This is a genomic window from Roseivivax sp. THAF30 (assembly GCF_009363575.1).
GTDB lineage: Bacteria > Pseudomonadota > Alphaproteobacteria > Rhodobacterales > Rhodobacteraceae > Roseivivax > Roseivivax halotolerans.
In genome coordinates this window covers 1651040-1671383 of the sequence record NZ_CP045389.1, presented here as the reverse complement: position 1 = coordinate 1671383, position 20344 = coordinate 1651040, and the positions used below count along the sequence as shown (strand labels likewise).

Annotated in this window: 18 protein-coding genes; 7 read left to right on the top strand and 11 right to left on the bottom strand. The window is 64.4% G+C overall.

The window, feature by feature from the left end:
* Positions 1 to 81: 81 nt before the first annotated feature.
* Positions 82 to 1131 (top strand): M50 family metallopeptidase, encoded by a 1050-nt coding sequence (locus FIU91_RS08110; protein WP_152462110.1) that lies wholly within the window; start codon positions 82 to 84, stop codon positions 1129 to 1131.
* On the opposite strand, the gene aroB is transcribed toward FIU91_RS08110, so the two are convergent.
* Positions 1109 to 2230, bottom strand: a complete 1122-nt coding sequence (aroB, locus tag FIU91_RS08105; RefSeq protein ID WP_152462109.1) for a 3-dehydroquinate synthase — start codon at positions 2228 to 2230, stop codon at positions 1109 to 1111. The genes FIU91_RS08110 and aroB overlap by 23 nt on opposite strands.
* Positions 2227 to 2796 carry a shikimate kinase gene (locus FIU91_RS08100; RefSeq protein ID WP_152462108.1) on the bottom strand — a complete coding sequence of 190 codons (570 nt, stop codon included), beginning with the start codon at positions 2794 to 2796 and terminating at the stop codon, positions 2227 to 2229. Before FIU91_RS08100 ends, aroB begins: the two co-directional genes overlap by 4 nt.
* Positions 2797 to 2897: 101 nt before the next feature.
* Here FIU91_RS08100 and FIU91_RS19390 point away from each other — a divergent pair, with 101 nt between their 5' ends.
* From FIU91_RS19390 to FIU91_RS08085, 4 genes are all read left to right on the top strand, one after another.
* Complete coding sequence (locus FIU91_RS19390) at positions 2898 to 3047, top strand: hypothetical protein (RefSeq protein WP_172974970.1); 150 nt, start codon at positions 2898 to 2900, stop codon at positions 3045 to 3047.
* Positions 3037 to 4569, top strand: coding sequence for a hypothetical protein (locus tag FIU91_RS08095; RefSeq protein WP_152462107.1), 1533 nt, complete (start codon positions 3037 to 3039; stop codon positions 4567 to 4569). Before FIU91_RS19390 ends, FIU91_RS08095 begins: the two co-directional genes overlap by 11 nt.
* Positions 4566 to 5492 (top strand): site-specific tyrosine recombinase XerD, encoded by a 927-nt coding sequence (locus tag FIU91_RS08090; RefSeq protein ID WP_152462106.1) that lies wholly within the window; start codon positions 4566 to 4568, stop codon positions 5490 to 5492. Before FIU91_RS08095 ends, FIU91_RS08090 begins: the two co-directional genes overlap by 4 nt.
* A gap of 106 nt (positions 5493 to 5598) precedes the next feature.
* Positions 5599 to 6915, top strand: coding sequence for an HlyC/CorC family transporter (locus FIU91_RS08085; RefSeq protein ID WP_093012657.1), 1317 nt, complete (start codon positions 5599 to 5601; stop codon positions 6913 to 6915).
* Here the strand turns inward: FIU91_RS08085 and FIU91_RS08080 are convergent.
* A complete protein-coding gene (locus FIU91_RS08080) occupies positions 6857 to 8002 on the bottom strand; it encodes a sensor histidine kinase (protein ID WP_152462105.1) in 1146 nt (381 codons plus the stop codon). The genes FIU91_RS08085 and FIU91_RS08080 overlap by 59 nt on opposite strands.
* A 173-nt stretch (positions 8003 to 8175) precedes the next feature.
* Between FIU91_RS08080 and FIU91_RS08075 the strand changes: the two genes are divergently transcribed.
* Entirely contained in the window at positions 8176 to 8835 is a 660-nt protein-coding gene (locus FIU91_RS08075; RefSeq protein ID WP_254702069.1) for an NTP transferase domain-containing protein, read from the top strand.
* Here the strand turns inward: FIU91_RS08075 and FIU91_RS08070 are convergent.
* The 6 genes from FIU91_RS08070 to FIU91_RS08045 all read right to left on the bottom strand — a co-directional run bounded on the left by FIU91_RS08070 (position 8808) and on the right by FIU91_RS08045 (position 17014).
* Positions 8808 to 9482 carry a Hint domain-containing protein gene (locus FIU91_RS08070; protein ID WP_152462104.1) on the bottom strand — a complete coding sequence of 225 codons (675 nt, stop codon included), beginning with the start codon at positions 9480 to 9482 and terminating at the stop codon, positions 8808 to 8810. The two genes, FIU91_RS08075 and FIU91_RS08070, sit on opposite strands and share 28 nt — an antisense overlap.
* Before the next feature lie 284 nt (positions 9483 to 9766).
* Positions 9767 to 12511 (bottom strand): Hint domain-containing protein, encoded by a 2745-nt coding sequence (locus FIU91_RS08065; protein ID WP_152462103.1) that lies wholly within the window; start codon positions 12509 to 12511, stop codon positions 9767 to 9769.
* 686 nt (positions 12512 to 13197) lie between these two features.
* A complete protein-coding gene (locus FIU91_RS08060) occupies positions 13198 to 13980 on the bottom strand; it encodes a heme ABC transporter ATP-binding protein (RefSeq protein WP_152462102.1) in 783 nt (260 codons plus the stop codon).
* Complete coding sequence (locus FIU91_RS08055) at positions 13977 to 15044, bottom strand: iron ABC transporter permease (protein ID WP_152462101.1); 1068 nt, start codon at positions 15042 to 15044, stop codon at positions 13977 to 13979. The genes FIU91_RS08060 and FIU91_RS08055 overlap by 4 nt, the downstream gene beginning before the upstream one ends.
* 3 nt (positions 15045 to 15047) lie before the next feature.
* A complete protein-coding gene (locus tag FIU91_RS08050; RefSeq protein ID WP_152462100.1) occupies positions 15048 to 15962 on the bottom strand; it encodes a hemin ABC transporter substrate-binding protein in 915 nt (304 codons plus the stop codon).
* Positions 15959 to 17014: a hemin-degrading factor gene (locus FIU91_RS08045; RefSeq protein ID WP_152462099.1), complete on the bottom strand. Its 1056-nt coding sequence runs from the start codon at positions 17012 to 17014 to the stop codon at positions 15959 to 15961. The genes FIU91_RS08050 and FIU91_RS08045 overlap by 4 nt, the downstream gene beginning before the upstream one ends.
* A gap of 197 nt (positions 17015 to 17211) precedes the next feature.
* On the opposite strand from FIU91_RS08045, the gene FIU91_RS08040 reads away from it, so the two are divergent.
* Positions 17212 to 19239, top strand: a complete 2028-nt coding sequence (locus FIU91_RS08040) for a TonB-dependent receptor domain-containing protein (RefSeq protein ID WP_152462098.1) — start codon at positions 17212 to 17214, stop codon at positions 19237 to 19239.
* Between the two features lie 75 nt (positions 19240 to 19314).
* Here FIU91_RS08040 and FIU91_RS08035 read toward each other — a convergent pair whose 3' ends face one another.
* Both FIU91_RS08035 and FIU91_RS08030 read right to left on the bottom strand, forming a co-directional pair.
* Positions 19315 to 19785 carry a Dps family protein gene (locus tag FIU91_RS08035; protein ID WP_093012631.1) on the bottom strand — a complete coding sequence of 157 codons (471 nt, stop codon included), beginning with the start codon at positions 19783 to 19785 and terminating at the stop codon, positions 19315 to 19317.
* A 103-nt stretch (positions 19786 to 19888) separates the two neighbouring features.
* Positions 19889 to 20305 carry a hypothetical protein gene (locus tag FIU91_RS08030; protein ID WP_152462097.1) on the bottom strand — a complete coding sequence of 139 codons (417 nt, stop codon included), beginning with the start codon at positions 20303 to 20305 and terminating at the stop codon, positions 19889 to 19891.
* Between the last annotated feature and the right edge of the window lie 39 nt (positions 20306 to 20344).

The window sequence follows — 20344 nt, the reverse complement described above, 5'->3', positions numbered from 1 at the left end:
CAGCCGTCGCCCGTGCCTTGGTCTTTGGCCGTGCGAGCCCCATGTGAGGTGCAACAAGACAGGACGCACGAGGCAGGACGCATGAGCTGGTCATTTCCCATCGGACGACTTCTGGGATCGGAAGTGCGTATTCACGCGACATTCTTCCTGCTCCTTTTGTGGGTCGGGGCCTCGGCCTGGGGCATCGGCGGAGCGGGCGCGGCATTGTCCAACATTCTTTTCGTCATGGCGCTGTTCGCATGCGTCGTTGCCCATGAATTCGGCCATGCGCTGATGGCACGCCGCTTCGGCATCCGCACGCCCGACATCACGCTTCTGCCCATCGGCGGGCTTGCGCGTCTTGAACGGATGCCCGACCGCCCGTTCCAGGAGATCGCGGTCGCGCTGGCGGGCCCGCTCGTCAATGTGGTGATCGCCGCCGCGCTCTGGCTTGCGGGCTTCGGCCCCTCGACCTCGCTCGCGCTCGAAACCTCAGCCGGTGCGTTCGCGAGCGCGCTTCTGAGCGTCAATATCCTGCTGGTTCTCTTCAACATGATCCCGGCCTTCCCGATGGATGGCGGACGGGTGCTTCGCGGCGTGCTCGCGATCTTCCTGCCGCGTCTGCGGGCGACGCTTTTCGCGGTCAGGATCGGGCAAGCCTTCGCGCTGGCCTTCGCGGCTTACGCGCTCTGGAGCGGAAACTTCCTTCTGGGTCTCGTCGCGCTGTTCGTGTTCCTTGCAGGCAATGCCGAGCTCGGCCAGATGAAGAGCCGGGCGGCCCTGTCCGATCTCAGCGTCGGCGACGCGATGCTGCGCGACTTCACGCACCTCTCGCCCGATGCGCCCGTCAGCGCGGCGGCAGAACTGGTTCGCAGCTCCGACCAGTCGATCTTCCCGGTTGTGGGCCGTGACGGCAAGCTCGCCGGGTTCGTGGAGGCCGATACGATCCTCGAAGCCGACGGCGGAGGGCGTATCGCGGACGTCATGGAGACCGATGTGATGAGCCTGCCGATGAGCCGCCCGGCGGGGCACCTCTTGGATGTCCTCGGAGAGCGGCACGCAATCGGCGTGACAGGCCCGTCGGGCCGCCTCGTGGGTTACGTCACGCAAGGGAGTGCGGCAGGGCTCCTCAGGAGGCGCGCCCCGCGCTGAGTGCGTCCTCCAGCACCGCGAGCACCGCCTCGCCCGGCACGTCGGAGGTCACGAAAGCCTCGCCGATCCGCCGCGCGAGAATGAAACGCAATCTGCCGTCGACCACCTTCTTGTCCTGCCCCATGAGCTTCAGCAGCGCCGGCCCGTCCGGCAAATCGCCGGGAATATCCGCAAGATCCGTCTTCATGCCCATCGCGGAGATGTGGGCGCGCACGCGGCTCGGCTCCTCCTGGGAACAGAGCCCCAGCCGAGAAGAAAGCTCGAAGGCTAGGCCGCAGCCAATAGCGACGCCTTCACCATGCAGAAGACGATCCGAATAGCCGGTCGCAGCTTCCAATGCATGGCAGAACGTATGCCCAAGGTTGAGAAGCGCGCGGTCGCCCTGCTCTGTCTCGTCGCGGGCCACGATCTCGGCCTTCATCTCGACCGAACGGCGCACGGCGTAGGCCCGCGCCTCGACATCGCCCGCAGCCATGTCGAGACCATGCGCCTCCAGCCAGTCGAAGAAGGCCGCGTCGCCCAGGAGCCCGTATTTCACGACCTCGCCATATCCCGCCAGAAAGTCGCGCGGAGCCAGGGTCGAGAGCGCATCGATATCGGCCAGCACGAGCGATGGCTGATGGAATGCGCCAACGAGGTTCTTGCCATGCGGCGAGTTGATCCCGGTCTTGCCGCCGACCGAGGAATCCACCTGCGCCAGAAGCGAGGTCGGGATTTGCACGAAGCGGACACCGCGCCTCAGGATGGACGCCGCGAACCCGACCAGATCGCCGATCACGCCGCCACCGAGCGCGACCACCACGTCGCGCCGTTCGATCCGCTGCGCGAGGAGCCATTCGGTCACCTCTTGCAGATGCGCCCAGCTTTTGGTGGCCTCGCCTGCAGGCAGGGTCAGCGCTTCGGAGGTAATCCCCTCGGCCTGAAGCGCGGCTTGGAGCGCGGCGAGATGCGCCTCGCCGACATGCCTGTCCGTGACGATGGCGACGCGCGGACGCGAAAGGATCGGCGCAATCTCAACTCCGGCCCGGCCGATCAGACCCGGCCCGATCCGCACGTCATACGACCGCGCGCCCAATGCGACGGAAACGATTTCTGTCATCCTGTCTCTCTCAATACGTCCGGGCGGCTTGCCAGCGCCGCGCGCACCGCGCGGGCGGTGTCCTCGATGGAAAAGCTGGGATCGGTGCGTACGGCGATATCCGCCTTTCGGTAGATCGGCACACGCGCCTCGAAGAGCTCTGACAAGGTGCGGTAGGGATCGGGCGTCTTCAGGAGCGGCCGCGTATCCTTGTGCCTCACCCGGCTCCAGAGCAGGTCGAGATCGGCATCGAGCCAGACCGACACCCCCTTTTCCGAAATCAGGGCGCGGTTGCGATTCTGCAGAAACGCCCCTCCCCCCGTAGACAGCAGCGCGGGCGGCCCGTCCAGCAGCCGCGTCAGCACCTCTGTCTCGCGGCGGCGGAAGAAAGGCTCGCCATCACGCTCGAAAATCTCGGCAATGGACATCTGCGCGGCGGCGACGATCTCCGCGTCGGAATCGCGGAACGGCACGCGCAGCATATGCGCCAGCGCCCTGCCAACCGCGGTCTTGCCTGCACCCATCATGCCGACAAGAACCACGCTCTTTGTCAAAAGTGATCTGTTTTTCGAAGCCGCCTCGGCCATCGTCCGCCCAATCACGACAATTTCGGCGTGAATGACGTGAACTTGGGTGAAATGCCAGTTATAAGTGGAAAAAAATAACGGGGCAGAAGGCGAGCGAGACGATGGGGCGGCTGATCAAATGGTTGTTTTATCTCGCGATTCTCGGGGCGATCGCGCTTATCGGCTATGCCTATGTCGGTGAGTTCTTCGGTGCCGACTTTGCCCCGCCACAATCGGAGATTCGCCAGCCGGTCGATCTTGATGCGGAATAGCGCGGCGGTTTTCTGCGCGTTCTGGCTTGCCGCGCCGGCACTGGCGCAAGATCCGCTGTCCGCGATCGACTGGCTGAACGATCCCGTCTCGCAACCCTCCAGCCCGTCGCCCGCCACGAACGAGCCGCCGGTTGCCGATGCCGTGGATGTGCCGGATGTCGCGCAGGAACCGCTCGGTACGCAATCCATCGCGGCAGTTGGACTCTTGCCGCCATCCGTGACGGGACTTCCGACAAATCTTTGGCAAAACAGTCAATCCGCCACGCTGATCCGCGCCATCGAGGACAGCGAAGCCGCCGTTCCGGCGGTCGCGTCCTTGCTGACCACGCTTCTTCTAGCCGAGGCGGAACCACCCCGCGGCGACGGTGACGGGGCCGCTTTCGTCGCGGCCCGTGTAGCCCGCCTGATGGAGATGGGCGCCATCGATCCTGCGCTCGCGCTTCTCGAACGCGCAGGGCCCGATCACCCGGACCTTTTCACGCCCTGGCTCGAAGCATCGCTCCTCGAAGGCAGGCTCGAAGCCCCGTGCGAGGCTTTGAACGCCGACCCTTGGCTGACCGAAGACATCGCGTCCGACATCTTCTGCGCGGCACGCGAGGGCGACTGGTCGAAAGCAAGCCTGACTTTCGGCACCGCCGCGGCGCTCGGCACGCTGCCTCCGCGCGACCGCGACCTTCTCGAGCGGTTTCTCGATCCCGAGATTTCAGAAGGATTGCCGCCGCTGCCTCCGCCCTCGCGCCCGACACCGCTGCAATTCGCGCTGTTCGAGGCCATCGGCGAGGCGCTTCCGACCGGGCCTTTGCCGCGCGCCTTCGCCTATACCGATCTTTCGGGCGATACTGGCTGGCGCGCACAGATTGCCGCCGCCGAGCGGCTGGCCCGAAGCGGCGCACTCCCGGAGAACCGCCTTCTCGGCATCTACACGCTGCGGAGCCCGGCGGCGTCGGGCGGCATCTGGGATCGCGTGGAGGCTATGCAGCGGTTCGACATCGCGATGACCTCGCGCAATCCGACATCCATCGCCTCTGCCCTGACCCGCGTCTGGCCGCAGATGGAGGAGGCCGAGCTGCTCGTTCCCTTCGCCGCGCTCTATGCCGATCAACTGCTGGCCTTGCCGCTATCAGGGCGCGCGCGTGATCTTGCCATCGAGGCCGGCTTTCTGTCGGAGCATTACGAGAGAGCTGCGCGCCAGGTCGGTGAGGCGACCGGCGATCATGCCTTCCTGGCGGCGATCGCGCGCGGCGAAGCGCCGGAGGCCACGAGCGCCCTACCCCATGCGGACGCGATCGCCGCGGCTTTCGGCGATGCCGAACCGACCGCGGCAATCTCGCGGCGTCTGGGAAATGACCAGCTTGGCGAGGCGATCCTGCGCGCCATCGATCTTTTCAGCACCGGGGCCGAGGGCAACAGCCCGCAGCTCTCCGAGGCTCTTGCGAGCTTCCGCGCCGTCGGTCTCGAGGACACCGCGCGCCGGGCTGCGCTGCAGCTTGCGCTCCTCGACCGGATGCGGGCCGGACGGTGACGGACGCAGCGCTGATCGGCGCCTTCCTTGAGGCACAGGCGGCAGAGCGCGGCGCCGCGGAGAATAGCCTTCAAGCCTATGCGCGCGATCTGAGCGACGTTTCGGAGTGGCTTTCGGGCAAAGGACGCAGCTTGCTGAGCGCCGACCCGTCCGACATCGAAGGCTACCTCTTGCATTGCGCCGCACAAGGGTTCGCGACCGCAACGCGGGCACGTCGGCTGTCGGCGATCAAGCAGGTCTATCGCTTCGCCTTCGAGGAGGGTCTGCGCGAGGACAACCCCGCGATCCGCATCGCCGGTCCGGGACGCGACAAGCGCTTGCCAAAGACCTTGAGCATTCCGGAGGTGGATCGCCTGCTCGATGCCGCGGACCGGCACGGACGCACCGCCTCCGACCGGAGCCGGAACCGCTGTCTTATGCAGCTTCTCTACGCGACCGGCATGCGCGTCAGCGAATTGGTGAGCCTGCCGATCTCGGCGGCACGGGGCGATCCTCGCATGTTGCTGATCCGCGGCAAGGGCGGAAAGGAAAGGATGGTCCCGCTTTCCCCGGATGCGCGCGCCGCGCTGGCCGATTGGCTGGCCCTGCGCGAGGAGGAGGATGCCGCGCTGCGCGACAAGCGCCTCAAACCCTCGGCGTACCTGTTCGCCTCGCGTGCGAAGTCAGGCCATCTCACACGTCACAGCTTCTACGCGCTCATCAAGGAGATCGCGGTCGAGGCTGGTGTGTCCCCGGCAAAGGTCACGCCGCATATCCTGCGGCACGCCTTCGCGACGCACCTTCTGGAGAACGGCGCGGATCTGCGCGCGATCCAGACCTTTCTCGGGCACGCGGATGTCGCGACGACCGAAATCTATACCCATGTCCTCGAAGAACGGTTGAGGGCGCTGGTGCTCGATCATCATCCTCTTGCGCGGGACTGACAGCGCGATCCGACTGCACCCGGCCGGTCGCAGGGCCGAGCCGACTTGAAAGACTGGCCACCTCACCACATAACCAGTGACAGATTAAAATAACGGGGACAGCTTCTTGGACGCCGCATTCTGGATCACCGCCTTTGCCATTCTGGCCTTGCTCGTTTGCTCGGGCTTTTTCTCGGGCTCCGAGACGGCGCTGACGGCCGCGTCACGCGGAAAGCTGCGTGCGGCCACCGACAAGGGCAACAAGGGGGCCGAGCGGGCGCTCAAGATCACCGAGGACAACGAGCGGCTGATCGGCTCTGTCCTGCTTGGCAACAACCTCGTCAACATCCTCGCAACCTCGCTCGCGACTGCACTTTTCACGCGGCTCTTCGGCGAGTCGGGCGTCGCGCTTGCGACGCTTATCATGACATTGCTGGTGCTGATCTTCGCGGAGGTGTTGCCCAAGACCTACGCGATCACCAATCCCGAAGCCGCCGCGAGCCGCGTCTCGCCCGTCATCCAGGTCGTGATCCTCGTTTTCGCGCCGGTCGTGAGCGCCGTGCGTGCGCTGGTGCGGGTCATCCTGGGGCTCTTCGGCGTCAAGACCGACCCCGACAGCCAGGTTCTTGCCGTGCGAGAGGAAATCGCGGGCGCGCTCAATCTCGGCCACTCCGAGGGGATCGTCGAGAAGGAGGACCGGGACCGCATTCTGGGCGCGCTCGACCTTGGCGAACGCACCGTCGAGGAAATTATGCTTCATCGCTCCTCGATCGAGATGATCGACGCGGATTCGGATCCGTCCGTCATCCTGCAACAATGCCTCGAAAGCCCGCATACGCGCCTGCCGATCTATCGCGGCGATCCCGAGAACATCATCGGCCTGATCCATGCCAAGGATCTGCTGCGCGCCATGTACAAGTTGATGGAAGGCGCCGAAGCATCGATGGCGGCGCTGCAGGATTTCAAGATCGCGGATGTGGCTATGAAGCCCTACTTCATCCCCGACACCACGTCGCTCGACGACCAGATGCGCCAGTTCCTGCGCCGCCGCACGCATTTCGCGCTTGTTGTCGATGAATACGGCGCACTGCAGGGGCTCATCACCCTCGAGGACATTCTCGAGGAAATCGTGGGCGAGATCACCGACGAGTTCGACCCCGATGCCGATCACGTCATCACCGTGGCCGAGGACGGCTATTACTGGATCGATGGCCTAATGACGATCCGCGACTTCAACCGTGCGACCGACTACCAGCTCCCCGATGACGAGGCGAACACGGTGGCCGGCCTCGTGATTCACGAGGCGCAGATGATCCCGACCGTCGGCCAGGCATTCAGCTTTCACGGATTCCGCTTCGAGGTCGTCTCTCGCGAGAACAACCGGATCACTCGGCTGAAAGTGCGGCCGCTTGATGCGGCTCTTCCGCGCCTTGAGGCTCAATGACGAGCGATAGACGGTAACCGTCGGCCCCTGCGCCCATCTCCACGCGCCCGCCGATCTGCTCGGCCGCGCTCTCCATCAAACGCATGCCGATCGAGGCGATCTCGCTTTGCTCGGACCGGATGGGCGTCGCCGCGTTACCAATGCCGTTATCCTCGCAGACCAGCTCCAGCCCTCCGCCGTCGAGGCGCGTGACGCGCAAAGATACGATCCCGCGGCGATCATCCGGGAAGGCATGCTTGGAGGCGTTGGCCGCGAATTCGCTGACGATCATCGCGATCTGGGCAGCCGTGCGGCTCTCGGTCGAGACCGGTGCGAAATCTGTCTCGATCCGGACATTCTCGGAAACCTGCGCCGACAAGAGCTCGGTGACGCGCGTCAGGTACTGATCGAGCTGGATGTCATTGAACTGGTTCGTCTGGTAGAGCTCCGCATGCAGCTGCGCGATGGCGTTGACGCGCCGCGCGATGGCGTCGAGGGCGTCTTTCGTCTCTTCGTGCTGGGCGCGCGAGGAATAGATGCGGATGAAGCTCGACACCGTCTGAAGCGAGTTCTTCACCCGGTGGTCCATTTCGCTGCGGAGCATCTCTTCGGCCTGCAGCGTGCGGCGCAGTTCCAGAAGGCGCATCACCTGCGATGCCAGCGCTTTCAGCGCTCGACGCTGATGCGGCTCGAGCGTGCGTGGCCGTGTATCAAGAACGCATAGCGTGCCGAGTGCATGTCCCCGGTCGGACACCAGCGGCGCGCCCGCGTAAAACCGAACCGGTGTCTCGCCATCACGACACAGAGGGTTGTCAGCCGTGCGCGGATCGGCTTGCGTGTCGGGGATCTCGAGGATCTCGGTCGACAGGATCGTGTGCGCGCAGATGGCCCGATCGATCGGGGTTTCAGGGTATTCGAACCCGATCCGTGCCTTGAACCACTGACGGTCTTCTTCAACCAGAGAGACAAGCGCGGTCGGGACGTCGCAAATATCGCGGATGAGCTGGGCTATATCCTCGAAACTGTCTTCCGGACCGGTTTCGAGAACCGAGAATTCCCTTAGCTCCGCAAGCCGTTCTTCCTGATTTTCCGGAGCGGATGCGCGCATCAGCTTCGCCTTTCTCGCCGGAGCGTGTTATGCGGAGCTACCGGTCGGCCTGTAGGTCTGAACCGATCCGGGAAAGCACCGCTGGAGAGCCGCGAGCCATATCCGGTGACACTAACGGGCATGATGTCAGTTAAAAGATACAGTCAAAACTGTCAATTTACAGAAATATACAAATGGACAACGGCAGCAATGACATGAATTCGCGCAAGCCGATGGTTGAGACTTTAGCTGTCATCTTGCCCGCCGCTGGACAAGCCAAGCGGATGCGCGGTGGCGACAAGTTGCTGGAAGAGGTCGATGGCGAGCCGCTTTTGCGCCGGCTGAGCCGCTTTGCTTTGCAAACCGTGCCGTTGGTTTCGGTCGCGGTTCCCGACCTTGAGGGAGCACGCGCCGCGGCGCTCGAGGGTCTTGCTGTGACGACGATACCAGTGCCGGATGCCGATCAGGGCATGGCCAGGTCGCTGGTTCGCGCATTGAGTGCCGTTCCCCATTCGGCCGTGGGAGTGATGATCCTGCCCGCCGACATGCCAGAGATCACAGCCGAGGATATCGCGGCATTGGCAGGAGCTTTCGCCGCACATGGCGGCTCGTGCATCATCCGCGCGGCGGCGGCGGATGGGACACCTGGACATCCGGTGATCTTTCCAGCGAGTTGCCGCGCCGAGCTGGAGGGACTGACAGGGGATACGGGCGCGCGCGCCGTTCTGAAGGCTCATGCGGAGAAAGTTCGGGATGTGCCCCTGCCCGCCCGGCATGCGCTCGTTGATCTCGACACGCCCGAAGAATGGGCGGCCTGGCGCGCGGATCAGGCCGCGAGCAGCGCCTTGCACTGATGAGATTTCAGAGTCAGCCGGGCCGAGTTGAATCGCATTTCCTCGAGATGATCTTCGAGTTCGGGGAAGATACGAAAGACTTCGAGGCGGGCTGCGCGATCCTCGTCATCGAGGATTTCCTCGCCGGGCTGAAAACTTTCGGTCCAGAGCCCGTCGCTCTGTACCAGCTCGTGCGACCGGAAAAGGAAGTTGACGTAGGAGATGCCCTCCTCCGGGATGATCCGCTGCACGTTCGGAAAGCTCCGCAGCGTCTTGGCCGGAATCAGAACCTCGTCCTCGGCGAACATGAGCTGGGTCCACGCATTGCCAACAAGAACCCGATGTTCTGGCGACAAGACCAGATCGCGCGCGGGAAGCCCTATTCCGAGACTGCCTGCCGGGATCAGGATCGGCGCAAGGGAGCGCGTCTCGAGCAGGGCTTCGTGGGAAAAGTGGCGCTGGCCGATCCAGCGGATTTCCTGAAAGCCGTTGTCACGGGTCAGAACACGATCGCCAACGGCAAGGGTCTCCACGCGCCGCTCGCCCTCGACCGTCTTGATCAGCGTGCCTGAGGTGAAACACGGCGTACAGGCGGCGTAGCGCGATGTCTTGCGCGGAGCGGTGCCGGGTATAGCACTTTTTACTGTATTCGACTCGTGATGTTTCACAAAGACACGTCTCCTGAAGGTCGGGGCTCACCGGACCAATAGGGTTCGGTTTTCGACCTGCCCATCCGATTTGGCAGCAGATCGGGGCAACAATGCGTCGAGAGCATGAGGATTGTTTGGGCCGAGGTGACGGCAGGCCGAAATGACCTGAGGTAATGCCTAAAACTCGTCCGAGTGACGCCACCTGCCGGAAAGGAAGCGGGGCGGGATGCCCCACACATCCCGCCCCGTCCGTTCCCGAAGCCCCGTCCCTGCGCGGCGCTTCGGGCCGCTGCATTGACCGGTTATTTCGCCAGAAGCTGCGCTTCGTGCTTTTTCAGCGAGCGGCGCGCGGAGGCGTAGCTCTTGAGGCCCTGCGCCTCTGCGAGTTCCGGGAAGAGCTCCAGGATCTCGTTGCGCTGCGCGTTGCCGATGCCGTTCAGGCTGTAGTCGCCGGGCTGGAAGCTTTCGGTCCAGGCACCGTTCGCCAGAACGACCTCGTGCCGGTCGAACATGAAATGGATGTAGCTCACACCGAGCGAGGTGACCTCATCGACGCCGGCCAGACCGGTCAGGTGCTTTGCCGCTGCAAGAACCTCGTTCTCCTCGAAGTAGAGCGCGGTCTTGTCGTTGGCGACGAGCATCCGGTGGTTCGGGCTGACGAGCATGTCATGCTCGGGCAGGTTCGCACCAAGGCTGCCGGCACGGATCAGGACCGGCTTCATGTGCGGCTTGCGCGCCAGTTCGAACCCGGTCAGATCCTTGCGGCCGACCCAACGGATCTCCTGGATACCGTTGTCACGGGTGATGATCTTGTCACCTTCGCGCAGATCCTCGACCAGCCGCTCGCCGCGAGGCGTGGCGACCTTGGTGCCGGGCGTGAAGCAGGGCACGATTTCCTCGATGTTGAAGAAGTCGAAGCTGCCAGTGACGGTGTCGCCCGAGAGGAACTCGACCGTGCCGTCGATGCCGTTCGACTCGCGCGCCCCGTCGTCGTCAGGACGCTCGTTGACGATGCGCCAGTCGACCCCCTGCCGGCCCACTCCGGACAGATCGAGCGTGTCGAAGTCGTCGCCCGCGTTGCCGCCCTGGACCGTGTCGCCAAGGAAGCCGCCCATGCCGTCCGACTGGGATGCGTCCGAGGCGCTGTCGACCACGATCGTGTCGCGATCCGCGCCGCCGTCGATGCTGTCGAGGCCCGCGCCACCGTTCAGGATGTCGTTGCCCTCACCGCCCTCGAGCGTATCGGTGCCGGCATCGCCGTTCAGCGTGTCATCGCCCTGACCGCCCATCAGGCTGTCATCGTCACCGCCACCGCCGAGAAGGTCGTCGTCGATGCCGCCATCCAGCGTGTCGTTTCCGGACCCGCCTTCGAGCGTGTCATCGTCGTCGCCGCCGATCAGCAGGTCGTCGCCCTGGAAGCCCTGCAGCAGGTCACGGTCGTTCTCGGGCTGCGGATCGGTATCGTCTGTGATCTCGAGCGCCGCGGGCGCCGAGCCATCGAGCGTATCGTTGCCCTGCCCGCCATCGAGTGTGTCAGACCCGTGACGGCCATAGATCTCGTCGTCGCCCTGGCCACCCATGACGATGTCATCGTCGATGCCCGCATCTATGTAGTCATCGTCGCCGCCGCCATCGATCGTGTCGCGGTCATCGCCGGTGAAGATCGTGTCGTTGCCGGCATTGCCCTCGACGAAATCGCGTCCGTCCTCGGGGTTCGGGTCAGAGGTGAAGGTCGTGGAGCCGATGGTCAGCGGCAGGTTCGGATCGTCGCCCTCGTAGTCCGAGAAGGTATCGACGCCCGCGATGATCGAGTCGTCGCCGTCGCCGCCGCGGATCGTGTCGCTGCCCTGAACGTCGATGATCGTGTCGTTGCCGCCGCCGCCGCGCACATCGTCGTCGTCGATGCCCGGACGGATCAGGTCGTCACCGCCATCGCCGCGGATCGTGTCGGCGTCATCGCCGGTCGAGATGGTTTCGGCTGCGCCGGTGCCCTGCACGTCGTCGAGATCGTCGAACGGATCGGGATCCTCGTCCGCGCCGTTGAGCGGATCGAGCGGCTGGTCGGCATCGGCAACCGGGAAGACATCGGCGTCGATGCGGCCCTGGTCGTCGGGATCGGAGACCGTGACGGTGACCGTCGCGGTGTCGGTGCCGCCATTGCCGTCCGAAATCGTGTAGCTGATCGTGTCCGTGCCTTCGAACCCGTCATTCGGCGTGTAGATCACGGTGTCGCCGTCGATCACGGCAGTGCCGTTGGCACCGTCGGTGACGTCGGTGATGGTGAGCGGATCGCCGTCGGGATCGGTGTCGTTGGTCAGCACCTCGATGGTCACCGGCGTTTCGAAATCGGTGCTCGTGGTGTCATCGACCGCATCGGGGTCCTCGTTGCCGGCAACATCCACGGTAGAGAAGTTGATATCGGAGACGAGAACGGCCTGCTGGGCCGTGCCGGTATTGTCTTGCACGATGTCCATGCGGGTGATCGGTCCGGCGATATCGACCCGGAGCGAGCCGTCGATATTGTCGAAATTCGTGGTGACCTCACCGATCGCACTGTTGCCGGACACCGTGGCGGCGCCGGAGCTGTCGATGGAGACGGTCGCCGGGTTGCCCTCGGCATCGTAGGCGGTGATCGTGATGATGTCGCCGAAGCCGTCGCCTTCGCTGCCGCCGAGATCCTGGTTCGGGCCGGTGTCGACGTCGTTCAGGCGGAAGCTGACATTCTGCACGCTGTCGGTGTAGAGCGCTTCATCCGTGGAGCGGAACGTGAAGGACGTGGTCGAGGTCGGTGCCGCAGAGGGTGTGCCCGTGCTGTTGCCCGCCGCGAAGAGCTTCAGATGCGAGTTCGGATCGAAATCTTCGCCCGGCGCGACGTAGCCCTCGAAGTCTGCGAAGTAGGCGGTCGATGCGTCGGATTGCGAGTCGAACACGATATCGACGGCCACTCCTCCGGCATCGTAGGTCGCGAAGCCATCCTCTCCGAGGTTTCCGCTCACCCGCGGCGTGGTTGCCGCAAGGTCCGTCCAATCGAGAACGAGATCAGCCATGTCTTTACCCTCTCACCTTTCCGAGGCTCTCACCCCATCCGCGCCAGCGGTTACCGATCCGTCCCGGATACGGCCCAATCCATTGAACATCGTTCAGGTGCATCTTGGCTGCGGGGCCTTTCGGCAGAACGCAGGAACTCAGGCGGCATCCCGGCTAAGCCGAGCCACAAGTCGATGCATCCGGACGGATGTCGGTTTTTTGGTGGCCGCCCCCGTGACCAGCAGTTTCACCCCCCAGTGGGCTTGAGGATGAAACTACGTGAAGCCTCACGGTGCGGGAAGGAAAAATTGTCCGAAAAGTGGCTCTTAGCGGCAAATTGCGCCGCGAAGCCGCCGCAATCATGGCTCTTTAGCGGGGACATACTCGCGTGATTGTTTCTTAAATCACGCTTAAAGAGCATATTCTCCGCTGCTTTTCGTAAAATACTGCGTTTTTGTTTCCTGATCGGCAACATACGCGCACCTGAATTCGGTGCAAACGAGGCAGGCCACAATCCCGCCTCAGTCTCACGAGCTGTTGTTCTCGCGGGATAACCAATACCGCATCAACGCTCTCATTGGCCTCAAGATCGCGGCCAAAGCCATTGAATCGTGGCCCGAATCGCAGACGAATCCTGTCGCGGAGCAACTCGATTCAACCTCAGGGCCATCGCCTGGCTCATGCCGCGTTGCCGCCTGCCTCGATTTCAGGAAGCCGCGGCGTGTGGCAGGATGTAGGGAATATTCCGCGCGGGTGGTGTCGACACCTTGAGCGCGCAACCATAGGCGCGCGACAGGATGGCATCGGTCATCACCGCGCCCGGCGTGCCTGCGGCGATGATCTCGCCCTCCGACAGTACCGTGACCTCGTCGGCGAAAAGCGCGGTCAGGTTGAGATCGTGCATCACCGCGACAACTCCGCCGCCGGCCGACGCGAAGTCCCGCGCGATCTGCATCACCTGCAATTGGTGCGCGATGTCGAGCGAGGAGACCGGCTCATCGAGGAAAAGCCACCGCGCCCCGCCCTGATCGACTGGCTCCCAGACCTGGGCGAGGACGCGGGCGAGCATCACGCGCTGCGCCTCGCCGCCCGACAGCTCCTGAAAGGTGCGAGCCGCGTAATGGGCAAGGCCGACCCGCGCGAGCGCGCGCATCGGGATGTCCGCGCGGTCACCGGAACGTCCCGATTGCAAGCCGAGCCGGACCACCTCGAGAACCGTGAAATCGAAGGCAAGGCGCGAGGCTTGCGGTAGCACCGCCCGTTGCGCCGCCACCTGCCATATGGGCATCCGCGCGACGTCCCGGCCACCTAGGCTGACCGTCCCCTCATGCGGCAGATCCCCGGATACGGCACCCAGCAGGGTCGACTTGCCCGACCCGTTCGGACCGACGATCGCGGTGATCGCACCAGGACGCGCCATGAACGTCACGCCATGCAGCACGCGCCGCTTGCCGTAATCGACAGAGATATTCCGAGCTTCGAGCGTCATAGATCGACGAGTCCCCGGCGTCTGAGCAGGATCCACAGGAAGACCGGCGCGCCGAGAACGGCGGTGACGATCCCGATGGGCAGTTCGGCCGGTGAGATCACCATGCGCGCAATCACGTCGGCGAGGATCAGAAGGCTCGCGCCGAGCAGCCCCGCATTCACCAAGAGCGTTCGGTGATCGGGACCAGAGGCAAGGCGCAGCAGGTGCGGCACAACGATCCCGACGAAGCCGATCCCGCCCGAGATCGCCACCGCGGCGCCGGTCGCGCCGGCCACGGACAGGATCGCAACGGATTTCATGCGCTGGACGGCGATCCCCATATGCGAGGCGGTCGCCTCACCCAGTGCGAGCCCGTTCAACCCGCGACCGAGGCACAGCGCTGCCGCGATCGAGATCACGATGAGCGGGCCGGCGGTCAGGATCTTGCCCCAGCTCGCCCCGGCCAGCGAGCCGAGCCCCCAGAAGGTCAGGTCGCGCAATTGCTGATCGTCGGCGATGTAAACGAGGATGCCCGACACGGCCCCCGCCAGCGCGCCAAGCGCGATCCCCGCCAGCAGCATCGTTGCGACCGAGGTGCGCCCACCGCGCGTCGAAACATGGTAGAGAAGAAGCGTCGAGCCCCAGCCTCCGAGGAACGCCGCCACCGGCACCAGCTGCGCGCCGATCACTTGCGTCAGTCCCAAGGGCAGCATCGAGCCCAGAACGATGGCCAGGATCGCGCCGAGCCCGGCCCCCGCTCCGACGCCCACGATGCCCGGATCGGCCAGCGGGTTGCGGAACAGTCCCTGCATCGTCGCGCCGGAGACCGCCAGCGCCGCACCGACAAGTCCGCCCATCGCAAGGCGCGGCAGACGGATATCAAAGAGCACGATCCGCTCCATCCGCGAGAGCGGCTCGCCGGTGACGAGCTTGCCCAGAAGCGCGCTCAGCCGCACATCGGCGGCGCCGAATTGCAGGCTGAGCGCCGCGCAGAAAATCAGGAAGGCCGCCAGCCAGAGGTGAAGCTGGCGCGCGAAAAGGTGGCGATCCCTTGGCGCGGTGAAGCTCTGCGTCTCCGCCACCATTGCCTAGCCCTCACCGCCATAGAGCGCGCCGCTAAGCTCGGTCACGGCCTGCGCGGTGCGCGGACCGAAGCCCAGAAGGAGCAGGCCGTCGATACGGATCACATCGCGCGTTTCGGCAGCGGGCGTGAGGCGCATTGCTGGAAGAGACAGCAGTTCCTCGTCGTCCACCGCGTGATCGCCGGAGCGGTCCATCATCAGGATCGCATCGGGCGCTGCTGCGGCCAGCGCCTCGTCACTCATCTGCTTGTAGCCGTCGAAAGACGTGACCGCGTTGACGCCGCCCGCCATGCGGATGATCGCATCCGCCGCCGTGCCGGACCCCGAAGCCGTGATCTTTCCGCCATTGGCCGAGATGATGAAAAGCACGCGGCGCTTGTCGGCCTCCGCCCGCTCGGCTTCGGCCATCGCTGCGGACAAGCGCGCGCCGACGTCTTCTGCCAGTTCTTCCGCGCGGTCCGATACGCCAAGCGCATCGCCGACAACCTCGATCTTCCGCAGGATGCCGTCGCGGCTGTAGGCCTCCGGCACCTCGACGTAATCGATACGCGCCGCGCGGATCACCTCGAGCGCCTCGGGAGGACCGGCGCCTTCCTCGGCCACGATGAGCGAGGGGTTGACCGCGAGCACGCCCTCGGGCGAGAGCGCGCGCACATATCCCACATCCGGCAGGTCGGTCACGCTCGGCGGGTAGCTCGACGTCGTATCCCGCGCCTTGAGGCGATGCTCCTGTCCGAGCGCCGCAACGATCTCTGTCACGGATCCGCCGAGCGACAGCACATCGCCCGAGCCTTCAGCATGCGCCGAAGATGGGGCGCTGACCGTCCAAGCCGTATGGGCTCCGAAGAGCGCGGTCGCGAGGGTGATCACTGCAATCGTCCAGCTGCCGCGACGCGTATGTTTACAGGACGCGCCGATCATTCCGCTGCCTCCTGAAGGCCGCTTTGCGCCTCGACGATCCGGCCCCATTGCGGCCGGCTGTCACGGCCCTCCTTGCCGACCCCGAAGATCTGGAAGATCAGCCCGCCTGCATCGTCGAACGCCTCGAGCGAGACCGCCGGGCCGCGTTGCGTCGGCTTCTCGACCGCCCAGAGCTCGGCGATCTTGTCGAGACGCAAGTGTAGGTTGAACCCGGGATCCATGACGTTCTGCCACGGCCCCATCGGCCGGAGCGTGCCGATCGGGCCGCTATGGATCTGGATGCAGCCTCGATTGCCGACGAAGATCATCACCTCGATCCCCGCCTCCCGAACATCCTGCAGCACCTTGTCCGCCGATGCCGGATCGAGGCGGCGCGCGAAGGGCTGCCCGGCCGTGTGATAGGCCCCGAGGCGATTCATCTTGAGCTTCGAGCAGAGACGCAGGAACTGGTGCGTATCGGTAAGCTTGGCCCATTCGTCGCGCAGGATGTCGGCCTTGTCGGCGCGAATCTTCGGCCCTTCCACCGGTGCGCGCGGCTCTACGGGCTGCACCCGCCTCTGATCCTCCAGCGCGAGCGCGGGCACGAGGCTTTCCCAGCCTGAAAGATCCGAGCCATCCCGCAAATAGATCTTGTGGACCGCGTCGCCCGCCCTGTCGAACACCTGCAAGGAGCGCCGAACCCCTCCATCTTCACCCACGGTCTCGACCGCGAAGGCATGCGCCCAATGCGACGGGAAGATCCCCAAATCGATCTCTTCGTTAAGCACCATCGCCGCATGCGCGCCGGGATGGTAATTGGCGTAGCGCCCGACCTTCTCATGCACGCAGGCCTCGACACGGGTCAGCGCCATCACATCGCCCAAGGCTTCCACGGCAGGCAGCAAACGGTCGGGATCAGCGTCGATCCGCGTGACACCCTGCCCGACCCGCGCGGCCACAAGCGCGGCCTCGGAAATACCGATCTGGTGAGCAAGATCGCGAGCGCGGAGCTTTGGATGTGCTTCGGCGCGCGAGAGAATGTCGTCAGGGAAAAGTTCAGCCTCGAAAGCCATGCGGTACCTCATGTCAGGAAGGAGTCGATGGCTGCGCCCGGCATGCGGTGCGTGGCTGTCATTTATTTGTTGACTGTTTTAATAAGGATAAACTAGGAGTGCAACCCGTCGCCGCGCCGAAACGCGGGCGACCCTGATAAATGCCGCGCCAGCCTCAGCAAGCCACGGGCACAACCGACACTTCGAAGGATGGCGACATGGCACTTCACGCATTGCGCGGCACAACCGCGCTGGTTTGCATCACCCTTGCATGGCCGGCAGCGGCGCAGGACGATCCTGGTTTTCTCGGCACGCTGGTTCTGACCCAGGGCAAACGAGACCTCAGCTTCGGCACGGCGCTGTCGCGCACGGTCGTCGGGGCGGAGGAGATCCAGGACCGGCAGGCCAGCACCATCGGACAGCTTGTCGACTCCGTGCCGGGGGTCGCGCTCGTCAACGGCACGACGCCGCAGGGCTCCGGCATCAATATCCGCGGCTTCGGTGCGAACACGACCTACGGCTCGGATCAGAAGATCGCGGTTCAGATCGACGGCGCGAGCGTTGGCTCGGAAGAGCTCTACCGGATCGGCACGCAGCTTTTCACCGATCCGCTTCTCTACCGCGAAGTCGAGGTTCTGCGGGGTACGATCGGCAGTTTCGCCTATGGCTCCGGGATCGTCGGCGGCGTGGTGCGGCTCGAGACCAAGGACGCATCCGATTTCACCGGCGGCGACCTCGGTTTCGGCGGCTCGCAGACAGTCGAGGCCAGCAGCAACGGGCCCGGCTTCGTCAGCTCGACCAACCTTGCCTGGGTGCCGAGCGACAATGCCGAGTTCCTGCTGAATTATACATTCCGCGACCAGGACGACCTGACCGATGGCGACGGCGACGAGATCGGGAATTCGAGCTTTCAGACACCTTCGGGTCTTGCCAAGGCGACCTTCACCTTCGGCAACGCGGATGAGCATCAGCTCAGCTTCAGTCATTCCCGGACGGTCGCGGATGACAAGGACGTGCCTTACGACCAGTTCATCACGACCGCCGACATCTTCGGCAACGTCGACCGGGTGACGGACACCTCGCAGACAGCGCTCGACTATCGATACAACCCTGCGAACGATCTCATAGACCTGCGGGCCAACCTTTCTTATGCCGATCAGAAGATCGAATACGATTACGTGCCCGGCTCGTCGTCGGCCGAGGGCACGCCGAGTTTTCCGTTCCTGCTGAGAACCGTCGAAGCCGATCAGCGCTACGAGACGACCAAGCTGACCGTCTCGAACCGCGCCATCTTCGACACCGGCGCGGTCGGGCATGATCTTCTGACGGGGATCGAGCTGCAGAAACGCGTTCGCGCGGACAACGAAGAGGCCTCCGCGCCGGGTGGCACGGATCGGCGGTTCGCCGCGTTCCTCATCGACGAGATGCAGATCGGCGCGGTCACCGTGACCCCTGCCCTGCGCTACGAATCCTCGGAGGTCGACAGTGCGGGGGATTTCGGCACCTTCGACAACGACGCATGGATGGGCGGTCTCGCGCTTGGATACGAGTTCGGGAACGGTGTTTCCGTCTTCGGCTCGGCGGCCTATACCGAAGGGCTTCCGATCATCGATGATCTCGGTGCGACACCCGACGCCCGCGAGCGCATGTCGACGACCGAGAAGTCGCAAACCTTCGAACTCGGCGCCGAATATACCGGCGGTGGATGGTTCGCGGCGGGCGACACGCTGAGCATCCGGGGCAATATCTACGAGACGACGCTCTGGGATATCACCAGCTACACCGTCGTTGGCTCCACCGGCACGCCGCTCGAAAGCGTCAAGACACGCGGCGCCGAGCTCGAAGCCTCCTACGGGTTCGCGAATGGCACTTATGTCGACCTCGCCGGGCATCTTGTCGAAGGCACCGAGTACAATCCCGGCGGCGGCGAGGCCGATTGGCGGAACACGCTGTCGGACCGGCTACAGGTGACGGTCGGCCGCACGTTCGACGATACGCTCGATCTGAGCTGGGAGGTGGTGCACACCGCCGACCGCCGAGATGCGCTCGGGGACGATTTGCCGAACACCACCGTGAACAACCTGCGTGCGACATGGACGCCGGACGCGTCCGGCATCCTCGCAGGATCGGAGATCCGCTTCGGGCTCGAGAATGCCTTCGACGTGGATTACGTGGGCCACCTCGCCTCGCCCAGCCGCAAATCGCCGGGACGGACGCTCAAGGCGACCCTCACCAAGACGTTCTGAGAGCGGCACACACAGCGCACGGGGCCGACGAGATCGCGGCCGGCCCCGTGCGAAGTCGCATGACTGACGGTCGCCCTACTGCAAATGCGCGCGCAGCATCCAGGCGAACTTCTCGTGCGTGCGGCCGCGCTCGATGCAGAGATCCTCGGTCAGCGTGTCGCCGTGCTTCGCGGCGATCTCGCCTGCCCCCGCAAGCGTTTCGGCCAGCGTTTCCTGCGCGTCCTTCAGCTGCTTGATCATCGCCTTGTCGTCCGGGGCGCCCTCCGCCTCGTTGACCTTGGAGCGCTTGAGCATGCCCGCAAGCGTGCCTTCCGCGTGCATGTCCAGCGCGCGAATACGCTCCGCAAGGTCGTCCTGACCGGTGAAATGGTCTTCGTAGATTTCCTGGAACAGCGCGTGCAGCGGACCGAAAGCCATGCCGGTCACGTTCCAATGAAAGTTCTGCGCCAGCATCGTCGCGACAACGGTCTCCGCGACACATTGGTTGAGGGCCTCGGCGATCTGCGTGTTCGCATCCGTCGAAAGAGATTGAGCGGTTTCCGTCATGGCGGACTCCTGAATTGTGAATGTCGGCTGGCTGACCTCAGGCTGGCTTGCTTGAGGAAATCTAACCGCATTCGCAGGCAAGACAAGAGCTTTTAGAATTATTCTAAAACTGACGAATTCCGTCAGCTACGGCGCGGAGGAGAAAGATGATCCCCTGCCGCGCATGCGGCGGGACGCGCGAGTTGAGCAGGAAAACCGCGCTCGAAGTATCGCCGCTCTGCAATGAATTGCTGAGCTGCAGAAGCCACGCCTCGTCGAAGGAGCGCGCGCTTTCGCCGGGACGATGCAGGTGCGGGCGCTTGTTGAGCGCTTGCCCAAGGCACCGCATCAAAACCTCCGCCGAGGCGCGGGCCGAAATTTCGGGATCGTCGGACAGCGCGGCGCAGGCATGGAAAAGATCGGTTCGCGCGCGGCTCCTCACGCTCCGTTGCGCGGTCCTCAAATATTCCAGAAGCGGCTCCTGAGGATATCGCGGCGCGGCCTCGGGCCGGGGCGCTGGAAGGGCTGCAATCTGCGTCATTGGCATCCGGGTCGTCTCCAGGATCTGAACGTGATGGCA